This is a genomic window from Mycobacterium sp. UNC410CL29Cvi84, assembly GCF_000686745.1.
GTDB lineage: Bacteria > Actinomycetota > Actinomycetes > Mycobacteriales > Mycobacteriaceae > Mycobacterium > Mycobacterium mucogenicum_B.
The window spans coordinates 205,835-222,177 of record NZ_JMLM01000002.1 but is presented as its reverse complement, the minus strand read 5'-3'; the positions used below and the strand labels follow the sequence as shown (position 1 = coordinate 222,177).

The following is a 16,343-nucleotide window of genomic DNA, read 5'->3' as shown; positions in this document are numbered from 1 at the left end:
CGCCGTCTACGTCGGCTGCGCCACGATCAGCAGCGTGTCGCCGCCGACCTGCACGCCGCCGTCGCCGATCACCGCTCCCAGCCGCGCCCGCAGCTCCGCGGCCCGGTCGGCGGGCAGTACCAGGTGGTTGGAGTAGGTGAACACCAGGTCCAGCCACTGGTCGCGGCTGTACTGCTCACCACGGGCGTAGGTCAGCTGTTGCACGGCGAATCCGGCGGCCTCCAGGTCAGCCACCACGTCGCCGCTGTCCATCCCCGATCCCGTCCCGCCCGTGGGGGTCCCGGTCACCAAAGGTGAAGCGGCATCGAGGAAGTCGCGGTACACCTCCGCGAAGTCCGCGCGCGACGGTTGGACCGGGAACAGCCGGTTCCACGCCAGCGCCAGCCGGCCGCCCGGCACGAGGAGCCGGCGAATCTTCGGCAGTGCCGCCGCCGGGTCGACCCAGTGGAACGACTGGGCGAACAGGACCACGTCGAAGGTCCGGCCGGCGTCGTCCCAGTCCTCGAAGGTGTCCACCTCGACTGTGACGCCGTGCTCGGCGGCGATCTCGGCCATCCTCGGATCCGGTTCCAGCGCAACCAGTTCCGCACCGTGAGCGATCAGTTGGCGGGACGCGATCCCGGTGCCGGCGCCGACGTCGAGCACCCGGACCGAGCCCGTCCCGACCAGTTCGTCGAGCATGGCCTCCGGATAGCGGGGCCGGTGTTGGTCATAGGACCGGGCGGCGCCTCCGAAGGAATCAGCTCGGTCGCGCTGCCGGTACAGCTCATCAGACTCAGCCACGACTCGACGCTACCCGGAGCCCGTTCCCCGGGCACCGAGTGGTGCACCGGCGGCAGATCCAGGCATGCTGGAGCCCATGACGCGTCCGCCGCGCCGGTGGGACCCGCTCCGACCGCTCGATCTGTTCACCTCGGTGGTGTCGACCGCCGCGGTGCTGCCGATGAGCACCGGGGCGGCCGCCGCCTATCGGACGGCGTTGCTGACGGTGCGACCGCTGGTGATCGGGCGCCGGATCACCGTCCGCCTGCGCACCAGTGACCTGGCCCTCACGGTGGCCGAGTTCGATTCCAGGTGGGATGCCAGCATCTTCGCCGTCGGCCACATCGGCACCGTCAACATCACCGCCCACAAGGTGAAATGGGCTGGCACCGTGCTGAATACGATCTCGGCAAAGCTGAACAACCTGCACATCCGGCCGTCGGTGCCACCGATGCTGGCCGCCGCGCCCGTCGAGTTGACGGTGGAGGTGCCGTCCGACTCGCTCGACGAGCTGATCCAGGCCGCCGAACCGCGCGTCAGCACCGAGATCGGCGAGGACGGCGTCGCCCGAATCCGGTTGTCGCGCTTCCGTTCCGGCGTCGTCGAGGTCGATCCCCACCTGCACGGCAACACGTTGTGGCTCAAGCCCCGTGGACTGACGCTGGGTACGGCCCGGGTGCCGGTGCCCGGACTCGCCCCGGCCTACCCGGTGCGGTTGCCCGAGCTGCCGTACGGCATGACCCTGACCTCGGTGGAGCTCGGTCCGGGGGTGGTACGGGTCGGTGCGACGCTGCCGGAATGGCGGTTCGACCTGCCACGCGCCGTACTGGACGAGCTGATCAACCAACTCAGTGTGGTGGGCCGTCCGCTCGACGTGATCTGGCCGAGCTGACCCGCCGCGCTGAAGATTTGCCGATCCTTCATTACAGTCACGGTCGTGACCATCGGCTATTCCCGATATGTCGCGCTCGGCGACAGCCAGACCGAGGGCCTGTTGGACATGGACGGTACGGACGACAGCGCCGTTCGAGGCTTCGCCGACCGCCTGGCCTGGCGACTCAACGCGTTACAGCCCGGACTTCAGTACGCGAACCTCGCAGTGCGGGGCCGTCGCATCAGTGACGTGCTGGACCGGCAGCTGCCGCTGGCCCGGGACATGAACCCCGACCTGATCACCAGCTGCATCGGGATGAACGACGTCACGCGGCCGGTGCGCAGCTTCGACAAGGCGCTCGAGGACATGCGGCGCGTGCATACCGAACTCGCCGCCACCGGCGCGACCGTGGTCACGACGACGTTTCCCGACATCGCCCGCATCCTGCCGGTCGGGCGGGTACTGAGCGGCCGGCTGCGCCGGATCAACGAGGTCATCCGGTCCGACTCGGCCCACTTCGGCTTCCGGCTGGTCGATCTGTCGACGGCCACCTCCATGTTGGACCCCGCGACCTGGGCCGTCGACCGGGTGCACGGCTCCCCGCACGGCCATCAGCTGTTCGCCGACGCCGCTGCCGAGGCGCTGGGTTTGCCCGGCAGCGATCACCGCTGGGCAGAGGTAGAGGGTGAACTTGTGCTGCCGCGACTGCGCGAGCGGATGTATTCGCAGCTGATGTGGGCGCAGAACATGCTGATGCCCTGGGTCTGGCGGCACACGCTGGGCAGTTCGCGGGGCAAGGGGCTCGAGCCGAAGCGCCCGGTCATGGCGCCGCTCGACGCCAGCCCTGCGTTATCCGAGGCCGAGTAGACCCAAAGGCAGCGGCGACTCGCCGCGGCCGAGCGCGCCGACAACCCCCGGGCAGAACGACGAGATCGCGAAGCCGGTGAACATCGTGGCCGGGCCCAGCGACATGCCGGATGAGTCGGCGACCTTGGCCGCCGCGTCAGCCAGGCTCTGGCCGGGCTGAGCCAGCATCGGGCACACCGACTGGCCGAGCGCGACCGGATCAGAGCCGTTCGGCAGCATCATGTCGGCGTTGCTGAGCGCGTTGTTGAAGGCGTCGACACCCGCATCGGCGCTGGCCGGACCGGCCGTGACGAGGCTGCCCACGATGCCGGCCGTGGTAGCTGCGATTGCGATAGCGGTACCGAATGTGCTCTTCATGATGCCCTCATCATAAGGGAAGCATGTTGCCGATGCCGCCTCACGGCCGTCTCAGACACCCGTCCAGGCGCTCGCGATCCGGGTTCCGATGTCGATGACCTTGGCATCTGCGCTGTTGATCTCGCCTGCCACGTGGTGGGCGATGAACCGCCGAATCTCGCCGTCGACGTTGCCGACGATGCGCAGCAGCTCGGCGCGGATCGACGACGACGTGACGTGGATGGCGATGTCCGACGACCGCGGCGTCTTGACGTCGATGACGAGCAGCAGCGGATGAGCGGCCCGCGCGGTCGCGGTCAGATTGATCTCGCCGAACACCATGAATCGGGGCCGGTCGATGCGCAGGTCGAGCGTCATGTCGATTTCCAGCGGGATGCGGATCGCAAAGGTGATCTCCTCACCCAGCGTCCTGGCCACCACGGGGTGTTTGATCTGCACGCGCGCGGTGACCTTCGCGAGCCCGCCGGGGCCCTGGGCAATGGGACCCATGTCGAAGGCTTCACCGGCGATGCCGCCGATCGCGTCCGCGACACGTTCCTCACTGACGGCGACCTCGAAGAATCGTCGACCGAATTCCTCGTAGGACATGTATTCGTGTTGTGGTTGCACTGGCATGGTGTAACTACGTTCTCATGTCGGGGACGGAAGCCGCGGCAACTGGCGGCTTCATTCGGCAAAGAGTCGCAGGCCGATGATGCCCCGGCCGCCGAGGCCCAGCTCCGCGATGACCACCCCGCGGTAGCCGTCCCGTCGGACGCCGGCCAGGACGTACCGGCCCGCGGCTATCACCTTCGCGACGCGGCTGCCGGTCAGCTCCTCGACCAGTTCGGAGACACTGAGCCGGGTGTCGAGGCCGCGGGTGATCTGCACGGGCTCGCTGAGCCGGCGCTTCACCGCGAGTTCGTCTCCATTCGCCGCATCGGCCAACAGCCCGGTGAGCGACCGTTTTGCCCGCGTACCACCGGTGCGCAGGCCAGCAAGGAAACCGAGCGCGCCGCCGGGGCCCTGGTTACGCAGCAGCGCCCCCGAGAGCCCCAATCCGGCCGGCAGCGCCGCGGCGCCGCACCGCACGAACTGCGCGACCATGCCCGGCAGCTCCCAAAATGCTTGCAGCCGAGAAATTTTCAGCGACGGGTCCGAGCCCTCGGTCACCACGTCGTACTGCAGATAGACCGGAATGCGCAGCTGCACCTTCGAGCCCATGTGCACTTCGAGCTCCAGGTCACGCACCACGGTATTGCCCAGCACGATGTCGGCGTCCCGGTGGAACATGATGGTGCGGGGCCCGATGAAGGTGTCGTAGAACTGCGCGATAGCGCGGCGCCCGACGTGCGGCCGCGAGCCGACCGGGTCCTCGACGCGTCCGTCGGCGCTGAACAGCCCCACCCAGGCGGCCTTGTCATGCGCGGCCGTGGCGGCGGGCGAGCGCTCGACGGTGGCCAGGAGGTCGTCGCGGGTCGGCGATTGCGGTACGGACATGTCTCCATCGTCCACCACCGCCGAGTTCCGCTGCGAGCGGATGGCCGGCCAGATGGTCGTGGCAGATGTCGCCGATGTCGCGCACACTGGTCGGTATGAGCAACAACGGCCCGTTCGGCATCGATCCGGAAGAGTTCGATCGCGTCCTGCGCGAGACGGGCGAGGGCATCCGAGGCGTGTTCGACCGCCTCGGCCGCGGCGCCGCCTGGGCCAATGTGGTCAACGATCTGACCCGCACGCCGCGGCACGCAACCCAGCCCGAGACCACCGGCGACACGGGCGACGGCGTGTGGGTGGTGTACACCGTGGCCGCCGACGGCGGAGCGCACGTCGAGGAGGTCTACCCCTCCGAACTCGAAGCCCTGCGGGCCAACAAGAACAACATCGATCCCTCCCGCAAGGTCAGGTTCCTGCCCTACGGCATCGGAGTGAGCGTGCTGGACGCGCCCGAGCAGGCCGGTCCGCAGCCGCATGACGACGATCAGACGCCGCGGCACGAACCCCACTGATATTGACCTGCCGACAATATCCCCGGCGACGCGGCTGACACGCTACGCTTTGCCACATTGTCGTGTGGCAGTAGTGCGAGGGGAGATGACCAGGATGTTTCGGGTACTGACGGTGGCCGCCGCGATCGCCGGAACCGCCATCGGGCTGGCACCTTTCGCGAACGCCGATCCGGCCCTGGGCGGCAGCGACGATCCCGGCCGCTACCCCACCGACGTCCCCGGCATGAACTACCAGGCTGTCAACGGTGCGCCGTGCGACAACCACGACATCTTCATCTTCGGCCGCGGCCCGGGCGGCGCCTCCATGGCCTGTCACTGGATCCCCAACCAGTGGCCGCCGGTCGACACCGGGTTCTGGGGATACTCCTATGCGATCCAGGGTGTGAAGGACATCGGTTCTCCGTGCCCGGGCCCGCAGACCGCGGCGCAGGCCCCCGACGGCCGCCCGCTGCTGTGCCTCGGTCCCGCCGGCTGGCAGCCCGGCTTCAAGACCGGTGACGGGTTCTTCCCGAGCTGACCGCCTCCCGGCCTGACCACGCCACCCGCCTGATCGCCACACCGCGCAATCAGCGCTGGTAGCCTGCCGGCTCCTCCTACCCCTGGCGGTAGTGAGTAGCCGATTCGGCTGCAACGCAACATCTTCGCCTCTCGTGGTTGTCGTCATCCGTTGGTAGTCGGTGGCGCCGCGCAGCGTGGTTGCCATAACCCCGCAGCCCCACGGCTCACACGGCGGGGCCGTCGATCCCACCCAAGGCGCGCGCCGACCCGACGCGACCAGCTCAGTGCGCCGTATCACCTTGCGGGACTATCACTTTCGCCATCTGCGTCCTCACCCTCGGTCGGATACAGCGTGGGGTGGTGGTAGCGATTAGTCCTTGGCTGGCCCACATCGAGTAGGGGTGGTGGGGTCCAGTGGGTGCGCCCGCCGGGGCCCATGGTGGTGGTCCAGCCGCCGGTGTCGGCCAGGCGGTTGTCGGGTCCGCAGGCCAGGGTGAGGTTGGTGATGTCGGTAGGGCCGTCATCACGCCAGTTGGTGTTGACGTGATGGGCCTGGGAGCGGGATGCGGGGGCGGTGCAGTTGGGTTTGGTGCAGCCCAGGTCGCGGGCGAAGAGGGCGAAACGCTGGGCGACAGTGGCGGTGCGACGTGCTCGGCCCATGTACAGCGGTTGTTCGGTGTGGTCGTCGAAGACGACGAGGTAGTGGTCGGCTCCGCTGGCGGCCATCTGAACCAGGTCTTTGACCGGGAGTTTCGTGCCGGTGTGCGTGAGCGCCATTCCGGTGCGCTTCTCGAGGTCGGTGACGGTGCAGGTGCCGATCACCGCGACCGGGAATCCGTTGTGCACCCCGGAGGTCCCCGTGGCCAGCATCATCCGGCCCACGAATTTGAAGGCGTCGTACTGCCGCTGGGCTAGGGTGCGGGTGTCGTTGTCGATCTGTTCTTGGGTGGGCGTCCCGGAGTAGCAGGGGTGTGGGTCGGCGGGGTTGCACATGCCCGGGGCGGCGTACTTGTCGAACAGCACTTGCCAGTAGGCACGGCCTTCGGGATCCAGTTCCGCGGTGACGTCGGTACGGCCATCAGGGCGCTGCTTGCCCATGACGAACGAGCGTTTCGAGTCCGGCTCAGTGTCGTCGGGTTCGGGCCCGTCCTGATCGAGCCGGTACAACAAATCCGCCGCGGCTTTGCGGAGGTCTTCGGGGGTTTTCACCCTCGCGTCGGCCACCAGATCTGTTTCACACTGGGCCAGGGTGACCGGATCAGCCGCCCACAACGGGACCTTGCCGAAAAACCAGGTGATCACCGCGACGTGCTCGCCATTGATCGCACCCTCAGCCAGCGCCGCGGCGACCAACTCCCACACCGGGCCCAACGCCTCCCCGGTGATCGCCGAGCGCGGACCCACGTTGTCGCAGTCCCGCACCCGTCGACGGGCCTCCTCCCGGCTGATCCGCAGCCGCACATGCAACACCTCAGGCCAATCCTTGGCCCCGATCTCCTTCGCCGTCGCCTGGGTTTGGGCGGCCGCCAGGATCTGGTGATCGACGGCTTCGGCGGCGCACTTCAGGGTTTCGCGGCGGGACTGCAGCTCCAACAGGACTTTGATGGGCAACCCGCTGTAGTCCAGGCCGTTGACCGTGGCGATCGCATCCTCAAGCGCCGCGTAGGCGTTGAGGACGGTAGCGGAGTCGATGGCCATACTCGAACATTAGTTCGAATCACCGACAAGTCGCTGTGACGAATGGGCCACTAGTTACCTTCTGCGACCATTGAAAACAAAGTGACCAAAGTTTTTTCGAGAGAGTCGCCGTCGAGCCAGGTATATGAAGCCATCCAGCGCGGCACCCCATCCAGCCGCCTGGATCAGGCCGAGCTTTCCTCAAAGTGACGCCGGATAGCCGAGAGCATCGCCGCGTGCGCTTTCTCCGCCTGCGCGGCAGTGAAGACCATAAGCGGAAAAGGCGCCTCTATATCCACCGCCTCGGCGACAGTGGTGCCGGCGCCGGCAGGTGCGAAGGTAACCGTGCCACTGAGCCGCACGGACGGAAATTGGCGCGCCTCGGTGTGCACGACGCCGTCGGGCGCGATCAGCACCGTGGCCCGGTAGGTCACGCGCAGACTGAACGGGCCGAATGGGATGCGATCCCGCACCCGATAGTCACGACGGCGGCCCCGCACATCCTGCTGATCGGCGAGACAGTCCACCGCGACGACGAGCGGATGCACCAGCTTCATGTTCGCCAGATCTGTATAGAAGGTGCGGACGCCATCGGGCGCCCCGGGCACCCCTTCCGTCAGCTCGAACCGGGACTGCGACAGCCACATCGACCCACCGTAACTTGACCGTTTCAGATGGTCAGCCAGTATCCGCCGGATCGGCGGCACGAGCTGCCGGGCCGGGCGTCGAAATCGGCGCCAAAACCGCGCTGAGGCCTCGCAGAGCCCTTTCGGAATTAGCTGGTCACGACCTCGCAACGACCGTGACGACCTTGCATTTGCGCAAAAGCTGTGTATGGCAGTATGTTTTGTGCATTCACCTGCGAATACGTGAAATCGCCTCTGCCCCAACAAGACGCGAATAAACGTGGATGTAACGCACACCACAGGATTCGCGAAACGTGATGGCGGACACGGAATTTTGACGCTGTCGATTTTCCGTTGCTAGCGTTCATCGCCATGTTTGCTATTGCGACCGCATCGCTGCTGGCTTTGGTCAACCAGGTTTCGGGTACGCCGTACATCTCCGGCGGAGACACGGCACGCGGCACTGACTGCTCCGGACTGGCCTCCTGGGTGGCCAACGCGGCCACCGGCCGCCCCGTTTACGGCAACCGGTTCAACACCGGCAACGAAGAGGCCGCTCTGCGGGCTCGTGGCTTCCTGCCCGGCACCGCGCCCGGCGCCCTGAACATCGGCTGGAACGGCGGCCACACGGCCGTGACGCTGCCGGACGGCACCCCGGTGTCCAGCGGCGAGGGCGGCGGCGTCCGCATCGGTGGCGGCGGCGCCTTCCAGCGCCAGTTCACCCACCACATGCACCTGCCCATCGCCCCGGGTGAGGACATCCCCGCCGATCTGCCCCTCGACGGCCCGCTGGACGCGCCGCTGGCTCCTCCCGCAGGTCCGGCCGACCTCCCGGCCCCGGAGATCATCGAGGCGGCCAACTTCGCGCCTGCCCCCGAGGCCCCGGCCCCGGCTCCCGAGGCGCCGGCGCCGGCTCCCGAGGGCCCGGAGATGCCCGTCTAACCGTTCGACGACCCCTCTGTTTCACAGTCAGGGCTGCCACCGCTCAGCGGTGGCAGCCTTGACTGCTATTTGACGTACTCGGCCAGGTGGGACCCGGTCAACGTGTTGCCGGCCGCGACCAGGTCTGCAGGAGAGCCCTCGAAAATCACCCGCCCGCCGTCGTGACCTGCACCGGGACCGAGATCGATGATCCAGTCGGCATGGGCCATGACAGCCTGGTGATGTTCGATGACGATCACGGACTTGCCGCTGTCGACGATCCGGTCCAACAGCGCCAGCAGCTGCTCGACGTCCGCCAGGTGCAGGCCGGTGGTCGGCTCATCGAGGATGTAGACGTCGCCCTTCTCCCCCATCTGCGTGGCGAGCTTGAGTCGTTGCCGCTCCCCGCCGGACAGCGTGGTCAACGGCTGCCCGAGCGTCAGATAGCCCAGCCCGACGTCCACCATCCGAGCGAGGATCTTCTCTGCGGCCGGCACTTTCGCGTCGCCGTCGGAGAAGAACTGCGCGGCCTCGGCGACAGGCATGGCCAGCACTTCGGCGATGTTCTGCCCGCCCAGGGTGTATTCGAGTACCGAGGCACCGAACCGGCGGCCCTCACACTCTTCACACCGGGACTCGACGGTCGCCATCACTCCCAGGTCGGTGTAGATGACGCCGGCACCGTTGCACGCCGGGCAGGCGCCTTCCGAATTCGAACTGAACAGTGCGGGTTTGACGTCGTTGGCCTTCGCGAATGCCTTGCGGATGTGGTCGAGCAGTCCGGTGTAGGTGGCCGGGTTGCTCCGTCGCGATCCCCGGATCGGTGCCTGGTCGATGGTGACGACGCCGTCACGCCCGGCCACCGAGCCGTCGAGCAGAGAGCTCTTGCCCGAGCCCGCCACGCCCGTGATCACGGCGAGCACACCGAGCGGGATGTCCACGTCGACGTCCTGCAGATTGTTGGTGTTGGCACCGCGAATCTCCAACGCCCCGTTGGCCTCTCGCACCGAATCCTTCAGCGCCGCCCGGTCGTCGAGATGCCGGCCGGTGATGCTGCCGCTGCCGCGCAACCCCTTCACCGTGCCTTCGTAGACCACCTCACCGCCGCGCGAGCCCGCCTCGGGACCGAGGTCCACCACGTGGTCGGCGATGGCGATCACTTCCGGCTTGTGTTCGACGACCAGTACGGTGTTTCCCTTGTCCCGCAACTGGATCAGCAGTTCGTTCATGCGGGTGATGTCGTGCGGGTGCAGTCCGATGGTCGGCTCGTCGAACACGTAGGTGACGTCGGTCAGCGCCGAGCCGAGATGACGAATCATCTTGACCCGCTGGGCTTCTCCGCCGGAGAGCGTGCCGGCGGGCCGCGCCAGGGACAGATAGCCCAGCCCGATGCCGACGAACGAATCGAGCGTGTGCCGCAACGTCGCCAACAGCGGCGCCACGCCGGCGCCGAGGCGCTTGTCGTCGGCCAGCGCGCCGACCCACTCGGCCAGATCGGTGATCTGCATGGCGCAGGCCTCAGCGATGTTGACGCCCTTGATCTTTGACGAGCGTGCCAGCTCCGACAGCCGGGTGCCCTCGCACTCGGGGCATGTCGTGAACGTCACCGCACGCTCGACGAACGCCCGGATATGGGGCTGCATCGCCTCGACGTCCTTGCTCAGGAACGACTTCTTGATCTGCGGGATCAGACCCAGGTAGGTGAGGTTGACGCCGTCGACCTTGATCTTGGTCGCCTCCTTGTGCAGCAGGGCGTCCAGTTCCTTCTTGGTGAACTTCTGGATCGGCTTGTCGGGGTCGAAGAAGCCGCAGCCGTTGAAGATTCGGCCGTACCAGCCCTCCGTGCTGAAGCCGGGAATGGTGATGGCGCCCTCGTTGATCGACTTGCTGTCGTCATACAGCACGGTGAGGTCGATGTCGTTGACCGCGCCGCGGCCCTCGCACCGCAGACACATGCCGCCGACGATGTTGAAGTCGCGACGTTCCTTGACGGTGCGTCCGGCGCGTTCCATGGTCACCGCGCCGGCCCCACTGATCGAAGCGACGTTGAACGAAAACGCCTGCGGCGAGCCGATGTTCGGTTCACCGATCCGGCTGAACAGGATGCGCAGCAGCGCACCGGTGTCGGTGGCCGTGCCGACCGTGGAACGTGGGTCGGAGCCCATCCGTTCCTGGTCGACGATGATCGCGGTGGTCAAGCCCTCCAGCACGTCGACGTCGGGGCGGGCCTGTGACGGCATGAAGCCCTGGACGAACGCGCTGTACGTCTCGTTGATCAGCCGCTGCGACTCGGCGGCGATGGTGTCGAACACCAGCGAGCTCTTGCCGGAGCCGGACACTCCGGTGAAGACAGTCAGCCGCCGCTTGGGGATCTCGACGCTGATGTCCTTGAGGTTGTTCTCCCGGGCACCGACTACGCGGATGAGGTCATGGCTGTCAGCGGCACGCGTTCTGCTGGGCATACCCACACGCTAATCGGGCGCCGATCGGCCGTGCTTCTCGATTCCTGATCTCTTCTCGCGGAGCTGGGGGCACCTCCCGCTCGCGAGCAGACATAAAACTGTCGAAAATCACTGGGGTATCGACAGTTTTATGTCTTCTCGCGAGAACACCGCTACTTACCGAAGCCCGCCTTGCGCAGGGCGTCGGCCATCGAACCGGACGGCGCCGACTCGCGGCGGCCACCGCCGTTGCCGCGCTGCGGATTACGTCCACGATCCTGGTTGCCGCGGTTCTGGCCGCCGCTGTTGCCACCGCCGCCGCCACGGTTGCCGCCATCGCGTCGCGGTTGACCACCACCATCACGCCGGGGAGCGCCACCCTGCTCGGGCCGCTTGCCGTCGCGGGCGCGCTGCGGGTCGTCGTTCAGCCGCAGGCTCAGCCCGATGCGCTGCCGCTCGACATCGACCTCGAGCACCTTGACCTTGACGACCTGGCCGGACTTGACCACCTCGTGCGGGTCGGAGACGAAGCGGTCGGCCATCGCCGACACGTGCACCAGGCCGTCCTGGTGAACGCCGACATCCACGAACGCGCCGAACGCGGCCACGTTCGTCACGACGCCCTCGAGCACCATGCCGACCTTGAGGTCGGAGACCTTCTCGACGCCGGCCGCGAAGGTCGCGGTGGAGAACGCGGGGCGCGGGTCGCGGCCCGGCTTCTCCAGTTCGCCCAGGATGTCGGTCACGGTCGGGATGCCGAAGCGTTCGTCGGCGAAATCGCCCGGCTTGAGCGCCCGCAGCTTGCGCTCATCGCCGATCAGTTCGGCGAGGGTGACGCCGGCGCGGTCCAGGATGCGCCGCACCACCGGGTAGGCCTCGGGGTGCACGCCCGAGGCGTCCAGCGGGTCGTCGCCTTCACGGATACGCAGGAAGCCTGCACACTGCTCAAAGGCCTTGGGGCCCAGGCGCGGAACGTCGAGCAGGCCGCTGCGGCTCCGGAACGGTCCGGTCTTGTCGCGATACGACACAATCGACTCGGCCAGCGATTCCGTCACGCCGGAGACCTTGGCCAGCAGCGGCACCGAGGCCGTGTTGAGGTCGACGCCGACGGCATTCACCGCGTCCTCGACCACCGCGTCGAGGCTGCGGGCCAGGGTTCCCGGCGTCACGTCGTGCTGATACTGCCCGACACCGATCGACTTCGGCTCGATCTTGACCAGTTCGGCGAGCGGGTCCTGCAGCCGACGGGCGATCGAGACCGCGCCGCGCAGCGTCACGTCCAACTCGGGCAGTTCGTGAGCGGCGTAGGCCGACGCCGAGTACACCGACGCCCCGGCTTCGCTGACCATGGCCTTGGTCGGCAGCCGCTTGGGACCGGACGCGCCGGCCGCCTTCAGGTCGGCGATGAGTTCGGTTGCCAGCGCATCGGTTTCGCGCGAGGCGGTGCCGTTGCCGATGGCGATCAGCTCGACGTTGTGCCGCGCGACGAGGGCGGCCAGCGTCGCCTTGGCGTCGTTCCACTTGTTCTGCGGCTGGTGCGGGTAGATGGCGCAGGTGTCGACGACCTTGCCGGTGCCGTCCACCACCGCGACCTTCACGCCCGTGCGGAACCCGGGATCGAGCCCGAGTGTGGCGCGGGTCCCGGCCGGCGCGGCCAGCAGCAGGTCCTTGAGGTTCTTGGCGAACACCGCGACGGCGTCCTCCTCGGCGCGCTGCCGCAGCCGGATCCGGGCGTCGACGGCGGCCGAGAACATCAGCTTGGTACGCCAGGCCCAGCCGACCGTCGCGGTCAGCCACGGCGTGGCGGCGCCGCCGGCGGCCATGTCGACACCCAGCGACTGGGCGATCATGGCCTGGTACAGCGTCTCGTCGCCACCGTCGAAGTTCAGCGACAGCGCCTCTTCCTTCTCACCGCGCAGCACTGCGAGCACGCGGTGAGAAGGCATGTCCTCCAGCGGCTCGGAGTACTCGAAGTAGTCGCGGAACTTCTGCGCGGCAGGGCTTTTCGCCGCTTCCTCCGACCACGGCTTGGTGGTCAGGGTGCCGTCAGACCAGAACTTCTCACGGACCACACCGACCAGTTCGGCGTCCTCGGACACCCGCTCCACCAGGATGTGTCGTGCCCCGTCGAGCGCGGCGGCGACGTCGGCCACCTCCTCACCCAGGAACTCGGCAGCCACGTCATCGGGGTTGAGCGTCGGGTCGGCGAGCAGCCGGTCCGCCAGCGGCTCCAGACCGGCCTCACGGGCGATCTGGGCCTTGGTGCGGCGCTTCGGCTTGTACGGGAGGTAGATGTCCTCCACGCGAGCCTTGGTGTCGGCGGCCAGCAGCGCCGCCTTCAGGTCGTCGGTGAGCTTGCCCTGTTCTTCGATCGAGGCCAGCACGGCGTCGCGCCGCTGATCCAGTTCGCGCAGGTACCGGAGCCGCTCCTCGAGGGTGCGGAGCTGACCGTCGTCCAGGCTGCCGGTGACTTCCTTGCGGTACCGGGCGATGAACGGCACGGTCGCGCCTTCGTCCAGCAGCCGTACCGCGGCGTCGACCTGACCTTCGGCGACGGCCAACTCTTCGGCCAGGCGGGCGTTCACAGACTTGACGACGGACTTGACGCTCAAATTCACGGGCTGGACCCTACCCAATGCTGCCGACAGTCGTCGGCAGCGGCGAGTAAGTTTGCGCTATGCCTCAGCCGATCCCGACGCCGCACGCCCCTGGGCGCACCCGGTAGCGCGACATGAATCCCGACGTGCGCACCCTGTGGATGGTCGTCTCCATGACCGCCCTGATTTTCGGGTTGCTGCACGTCTGGGTGGGGGCCGGTAAGCGGCGGCATCCGGCGGTCCAGCTGTGGGGCGCGGGCAACTTCGCCGGTGCCCTCGGCGCCGGGCTGCTGAGCGCGCGCGGGTTCGTCCCCGAGGTGTTGTCGGTGACGGTGTCCAACGTCCTGATCATCACCTGCTGGTCGTTGATCTGGGGCGGCCTGTGCGCCTTCAACGGCCAACCGGTCCGCGGCCGCGTGATGGCCGCGGGACCGCTGGCGGTACTGGCCGCATTCCAGTTGATACCGCCGTTCACCGTCAGCATCCCGGCCCGGGTGTCCCTGACCGCCCTCGTACTGGCCGGGTATTTCACGCTGAGTGTCGTCGACGGCATCAAGGCTCAGCGCGTCGAGCGTCTGGCGTCACGGCGCATCCTGATCGGCCTGTATGTCGTCGCGGCCGCGGCGACCGTCGCCCGCTCGGTGAGCCTGCATCTCGACCCCGGCGCCGTTCAGTTCGCCACGACCAGCGCGGTCGTGTCGGTGCCGATGCTCTTCTTCGCGTTCGCCGTCATGGCCATCAACCTGTGCCTGTCGCTGATGGGGTGGGAACGGCTCGAGGATCAATTGGCTGATGCCGCGATGCTCGACTCGCTCACCAGCACGCTGAACCGCGCCGGTTTCATGATTCAGGCGCAGCGCCTGGCCGAGGAATGCGTGGCACGGCAGCTGCGGTGCTCGGTCATCGTGATGGACCTCGATGAGTTCAAGGCCGTCAACGACGTCTTCGGGCACGAGGCCGGCGACCGGCTGCTGACCGAATTCGCCTGCGTGGCGCGGTCGAACCTGCGCAGCGGCGACCTGTTGGCCCGCATCGGCGGCGAGGAGTTCTGCGCCATGCTGCCGGGCGTGGACGAAAGTCAGGCTGCGGTCATCGCCGACCGACTGCGGGTGGCGTTCGCCGCCGCGACATTCAGCCACAACGACGCCGTGCTCGCCGGAACGGTGAGCATCGGGGTCTCTCAGCTGGGGCACAAGGCAGGGTTGCGGTCGGCGATCCGCCGCGCCGACGTGGCGATGTACGAAGCGAAGAGCCGGGGCCGCGACCGCGTGATCCGCGCCTCCGCAGCGGGCAGCGACTGAGCCGTCGGCTCAGTACGTCCCGCAGTTCGGCGACGTGGGCTCACCGTTGAACCGCGCCGCGATCCACTGCATCGCCGGCTCACCGTCGACCAGCATCGGCAAGGCGTGGTTGATCACCAGCTTGTTCAGGAACGGCGGTTCCTCGTTGGTGCGGAACTCGACGTCGGCGCCCTTGTCGCACCAGTCCCGGCCGAGCTGATTGGCGGCCGTCCACGGCACCAGCGGGTCGTATCGGTTGCTGTTGATGAGAACCGGCGCGTTGGGCTTGTACTTGCCGAGCTTCTGCATCTCGAAAAGTGTCTTGAAGGGCTCTTCCTCGACCAGCACGTTGATGTCCTCGGTGAAGTACGGCTGCAGGTGCCGGAACATGAAGTCGACGATGGTCTGCCCGACGCACTGCCGCGAGACGCTCTCGAGCATGTCCTTGCCGCGCTGGGTGAGCTTGGAGCGGATCAGGTCGGCGAACTCCGGGTAGGCGTAGATCTCGCCGTTGAGCGCGTACCCGACCACGCCGACCAGCGCGCTGCCGTCGGTGTACGGGAACAGTTCCTTGAGGTCGGCCACCGGAGCCCCGGCGTATGTGCCGACGACATGCAGCTCAGGCGCGTAGGACGACGCCAACTCGGCCGCCGACGCCGCGGCACCGCCGCCTTGCGAGTAACCCCAGAAGGCAACGGGCCCATCGGGATCCAGTGAGGTGCCCGGCAGCTTCTTGGCGGCGCGCGCCGCGTCGAGCACCGCGGCGGCCTCGGCGACGCGGTTGACGTACGTGTGCATCCCGGGAGTGCCGAGGCCCTCGTAGTCGGTCATCACGATCGCGAAACCGCGCGCGACCATCGTGGCGATGAACGCCTCTTCGTAGTTGACCATGATGTCCCAGCCACCCGAGTAGTGGATGCCCTGGTTGAACTGCCGCGACGGTGCGCATTGGTTGCCCTGGCCCTGCGTGCCCACCGCGTAACTGATCAGTGGCCGCGGCCCTTTACCCGGCCAGTCGTTGTACGGCTCGAAGTAGGTGCCGGTCACGGCGACCGGGTTTCCGCGGGCATCGGTGCTGCGGTACATGATTCGCGTGCCGGTGGCCATGATGGCGCCGAGCTGGCCGGACGGCTCGAGTACCAGGCGCGAGGGTTCGGTGCGGATCAGGTCGCCGGGCCGGCCTGGCGGCAGCGGATCGGGCGGCAGGTAGAACTCGGCGTACTGCGGCTCGTCGCCGTCCGCGTGGGCCGCGGGCGGTCCCGCAAGCAATGAACCGATGAGCAGACATGCGGCAAGAACTCCCCCGAAGCGATGCATAACGGCACGATAACAATGGGACTCTCATACACGAAATCATTGCTGCCCGAAATCGAGAATTTTATTCTTGACAGACGTCGAGTGATGGGCCGCACAGAGATTACCTGCAAGCGACGCGCGACGTCAGCGTGACCGCTG

At 67.5% G+C, this 16,343-nt stretch carries 15 protein-coding genes; 6 read left to right on the top strand and 9 right to left on the bottom strand.

Annotation, left to right across the window (positions count from 1 at the left end):
• Positions 1 to 6: 6 nt before the first annotated feature.
• Positions 7 to 765, bottom strand: coding sequence for a class I SAM-dependent methyltransferase (locus tag BR47_RS0104700; protein WP_029118755.1), 759 nt, complete (start codon positions 763 to 765; stop codon positions 7 to 9).
• A gap of 94 nt (positions 766 to 859) precedes the next feature.
• Between BR47_RS0104700 and BR47_RS0104695 the strand changes: the two genes are divergently transcribed.
• Both BR47_RS0104695 and BR47_RS0104690 read left to right on the top strand, forming a co-directional pair.
• The gene (locus BR47_RS0104695) at positions 860 to 1,654 is read left to right on the top strand and encodes an LmeA family phospholipid-binding protein (RefSeq protein ID WP_231506653.1); all 795 of its coding nucleotides are present in this window, start codon (positions 860 to 862) and stop codon (positions 1,652 to 1,654) included.
• A 45-nt stretch (positions 1,655 to 1,699) separates the two neighbouring features.
• Entirely contained in the window at positions 1,700 to 2,503 is an 804-nt protein-coding gene (locus tag BR47_RS0104690) for an SGNH/GDSL hydrolase family protein (protein WP_029118753.1), read from the top strand.
• Here the strand turns inward: BR47_RS0104690 and BR47_RS0104685 are convergent.
• Genes BR47_RS0104685 through BR47_RS0104675 form a run of 3 tightly spaced genes read right to left on the bottom strand, consistent with a single transcriptional unit; the run spans position 2,486 to position 4,339 of the window.
• A complete protein-coding gene (locus tag BR47_RS0104685) occupies positions 2,486 to 2,860 on the bottom strand; it encodes a DUF732 domain-containing protein (protein WP_020100133.1) in 375 nt (124 codons plus the stop codon). The genes BR47_RS0104690 and BR47_RS0104685 overlap by 18 nt on opposite strands.
• Before the next feature lie 51 nt (positions 2,861 to 2,911).
• Positions 2,912 to 3,475 (bottom strand): hypothetical protein, encoded by a 564-nt coding sequence (locus tag BR47_RS0104680; protein ID WP_036420306.1) that lies wholly within the window; start codon positions 3,473 to 3,475, stop codon positions 2,912 to 2,914.
• A gap of 51 nt (positions 3,476 to 3,526) precedes the next feature.
• Positions 3,527 to 4,339: a nuclear transport factor 2 family protein gene (locus tag BR47_RS0104675; protein WP_029118752.1), complete on the bottom strand. Its 813-nt coding sequence runs from the start codon at positions 4,337 to 4,339 to the stop codon at positions 3,527 to 3,529.
• 95 nt (positions 4,340 to 4,434) lie between these two features.
• Between BR47_RS0104675 and BR47_RS29735 the strand changes: the two genes are divergently transcribed.
• Both BR47_RS29735 and BR47_RS0104665 read left to right on the top strand, forming a co-directional pair.
• Positions 4,435 to 4,848 carry an Rv0313 family protein gene (locus BR47_RS29735; RefSeq protein ID WP_051634643.1) on the top strand — a complete coding sequence of 138 codons (414 nt, stop codon included), beginning with the start codon at positions 4,435 to 4,437 and terminating at the stop codon, positions 4,846 to 4,848.
• Positions 4,849 to 4,942: 94 nt separating this feature from the next.
• The gene (locus BR47_RS0104665) at positions 4,943 to 5,365 is read left to right on the top strand and encodes a hypothetical protein (RefSeq protein ID WP_020100129.1); all 423 of its coding nucleotides are present in this window, start codon (positions 4,943 to 4,945) and stop codon (positions 5,363 to 5,365) included.
• Positions 5,366 to 5,640: 275 nt separating this feature from the next.
• On the opposite strand, the gene BR47_RS0104660 is transcribed toward BR47_RS0104665, so the two are convergent.
• Positions 5,641 to 7,044, bottom strand: coding sequence for an HNH endonuclease signature motif containing protein (locus BR47_RS0104660; protein ID WP_029118750.1), 1,404 nt, complete (start codon positions 7,042 to 7,044; stop codon positions 5,641 to 5,643).
• A gap of 164 nt (positions 7,045 to 7,208) precedes the next feature.
• Complete coding sequence (locus BR47_RS0104655) at positions 7,209 to 7,670, bottom strand: SRPBCC family protein (RefSeq protein WP_029118749.1); 462 nt, start codon at positions 7,668 to 7,670, stop codon at positions 7,209 to 7,211.
• Positions 7,671 to 8,021: 351 nt separating this feature from the next.
• Between BR47_RS0104655 and BR47_RS0104650 the strand changes: the two genes are divergently transcribed.
• Complete coding sequence (locus BR47_RS0104650; RefSeq protein WP_029118748.1) at positions 8,022 to 8,591, top strand: glycoside hydrolase; 570 nt, start codon at positions 8,022 to 8,024, stop codon at positions 8,589 to 8,591.
• A gap of 65 nt (positions 8,592 to 8,656) precedes the next feature.
• Here BR47_RS0104650 and BR47_RS0104645 read toward each other — a convergent pair whose 3' ends face one another.
• Positions 8,657 to 11,032 (bottom strand): ATP-binding cassette domain-containing protein, encoded by a 2,376-nt coding sequence (locus BR47_RS0104645; protein ID WP_029118747.1) that lies wholly within the window; start codon positions 11,030 to 11,032, stop codon positions 8,657 to 8,659.
• Positions 11,033 to 11,184: 152 nt separating this feature from the next.
• A complete protein-coding gene (locus tag BR47_RS0104640) occupies positions 11,185 to 13,629 on the bottom strand; it encodes a Tex family protein (RefSeq protein ID WP_029118746.1) in 2,445 nt (814 codons plus the stop codon).
• A gap of 113 nt (positions 13,630 to 13,742) precedes the next feature.
• On the opposite strand from BR47_RS0104640, the gene BR47_RS0104635 reads away from it, so the two are divergent.
• Positions 13,743 to 14,909, top strand: a complete 1,167-nt coding sequence (locus BR47_RS0104635; protein ID WP_029118745.1) for a GGDEF domain-containing protein — start codon at positions 13,743 to 13,745, stop codon at positions 14,907 to 14,909.
• Positions 14,910 to 14,918: 9 nt separating this feature from the next.
• On the opposite strand, the gene BR47_RS0104630 is transcribed toward BR47_RS0104635, so the two are convergent.
• Positions 14,919 to 16,205 carry a lipase family protein gene (locus tag BR47_RS0104630; RefSeq protein ID WP_029118744.1) on the bottom strand — a complete coding sequence of 429 codons (1,287 nt, stop codon included), beginning with the start codon at positions 16,203 to 16,205 and terminating at the stop codon, positions 14,919 to 14,921.
• Positions 16,206 to 16,343: the final 138 nt, after the last annotated feature.

Bases quoted from the DNA above. Each gene is read 5' to 3' on its own strand.
- BR47_RS0104635 (WP_029118745.1), top strand. From the start codon at position 13,743: ATGAATCCCGACGTGCGCACCCTGTGGATGGTCGTCTCCATGACCGCC.
- BR47_RS0104630 (WP_029118744.1), bottom strand. From the start codon at position 16,205: ATGCATCGCTTCGGGGGAGTTCTTGCCGCATGTCTGCTCATCGGTTCA.
- BR47_RS0104685 (WP_020100133.1), bottom strand. From the start codon at position 2,860: ATGAAGAGCACATTCGGTACCGCTATCGCAATCGCAGCTACCACGGCC.
- BR47_RS0104655 (WP_029118749.1), bottom strand. From the start codon at position 7,670: ATGTGGCTGTCGCAGTCCCGGTTCGAGCTGACGGAAGGGGTGCCCGGG.
- BR47_RS0104660 (WP_029118750.1), bottom strand. From the start codon at position 7,044: ATGGCCATCGACTCCGCTACCGTCCTCAACGCCTACGCGGCGCTTGAG.
- BR47_RS29735 (WP_051634643.1), top strand. From the start codon at position 4,435: ATGAGCAACAACGGCCCGTTCGGCATCGATCCGGAAGAGTTCGATCGC.
- BR47_RS0104675 (WP_029118752.1), bottom strand. From the start codon at position 4,339: ATGTCCGTACCGCAATCGCCGACCCGCGACGACCTCCTGGCCACCGTC.
- BR47_RS0104645 (WP_029118747.1), bottom strand. From the start codon at position 11,032: ATGCCCAGCAGAACGCGTGCCGCTGACAGCCATGACCTCATCCGCGTA.
- BR47_RS0104695 (WP_231506653.1), top strand. From the start codon at position 860: ATGACGCGTCCGCCGCGCCGGTGGGACCCGCTCCGACCGCTCGATCTG.
- BR47_RS0104650 (WP_029118748.1), top strand. From the start codon at position 8,022: ATGTTTGCTATTGCGACCGCATCGCTGCTGGCTTTGGTCAACCAGGTT.
- BR47_RS0104665 (WP_020100129.1), top strand. From the start codon at position 4,943: ATGTTTCGGGTACTGACGGTGGCCGCCGCGATCGCCGGAACCGCCATC.
- BR47_RS0104680 (WP_036420306.1), bottom strand. From the start codon at position 3,475: ATGCCAGTGCAACCACAACACGAATACATGTCCTACGAGGAATTCGGT.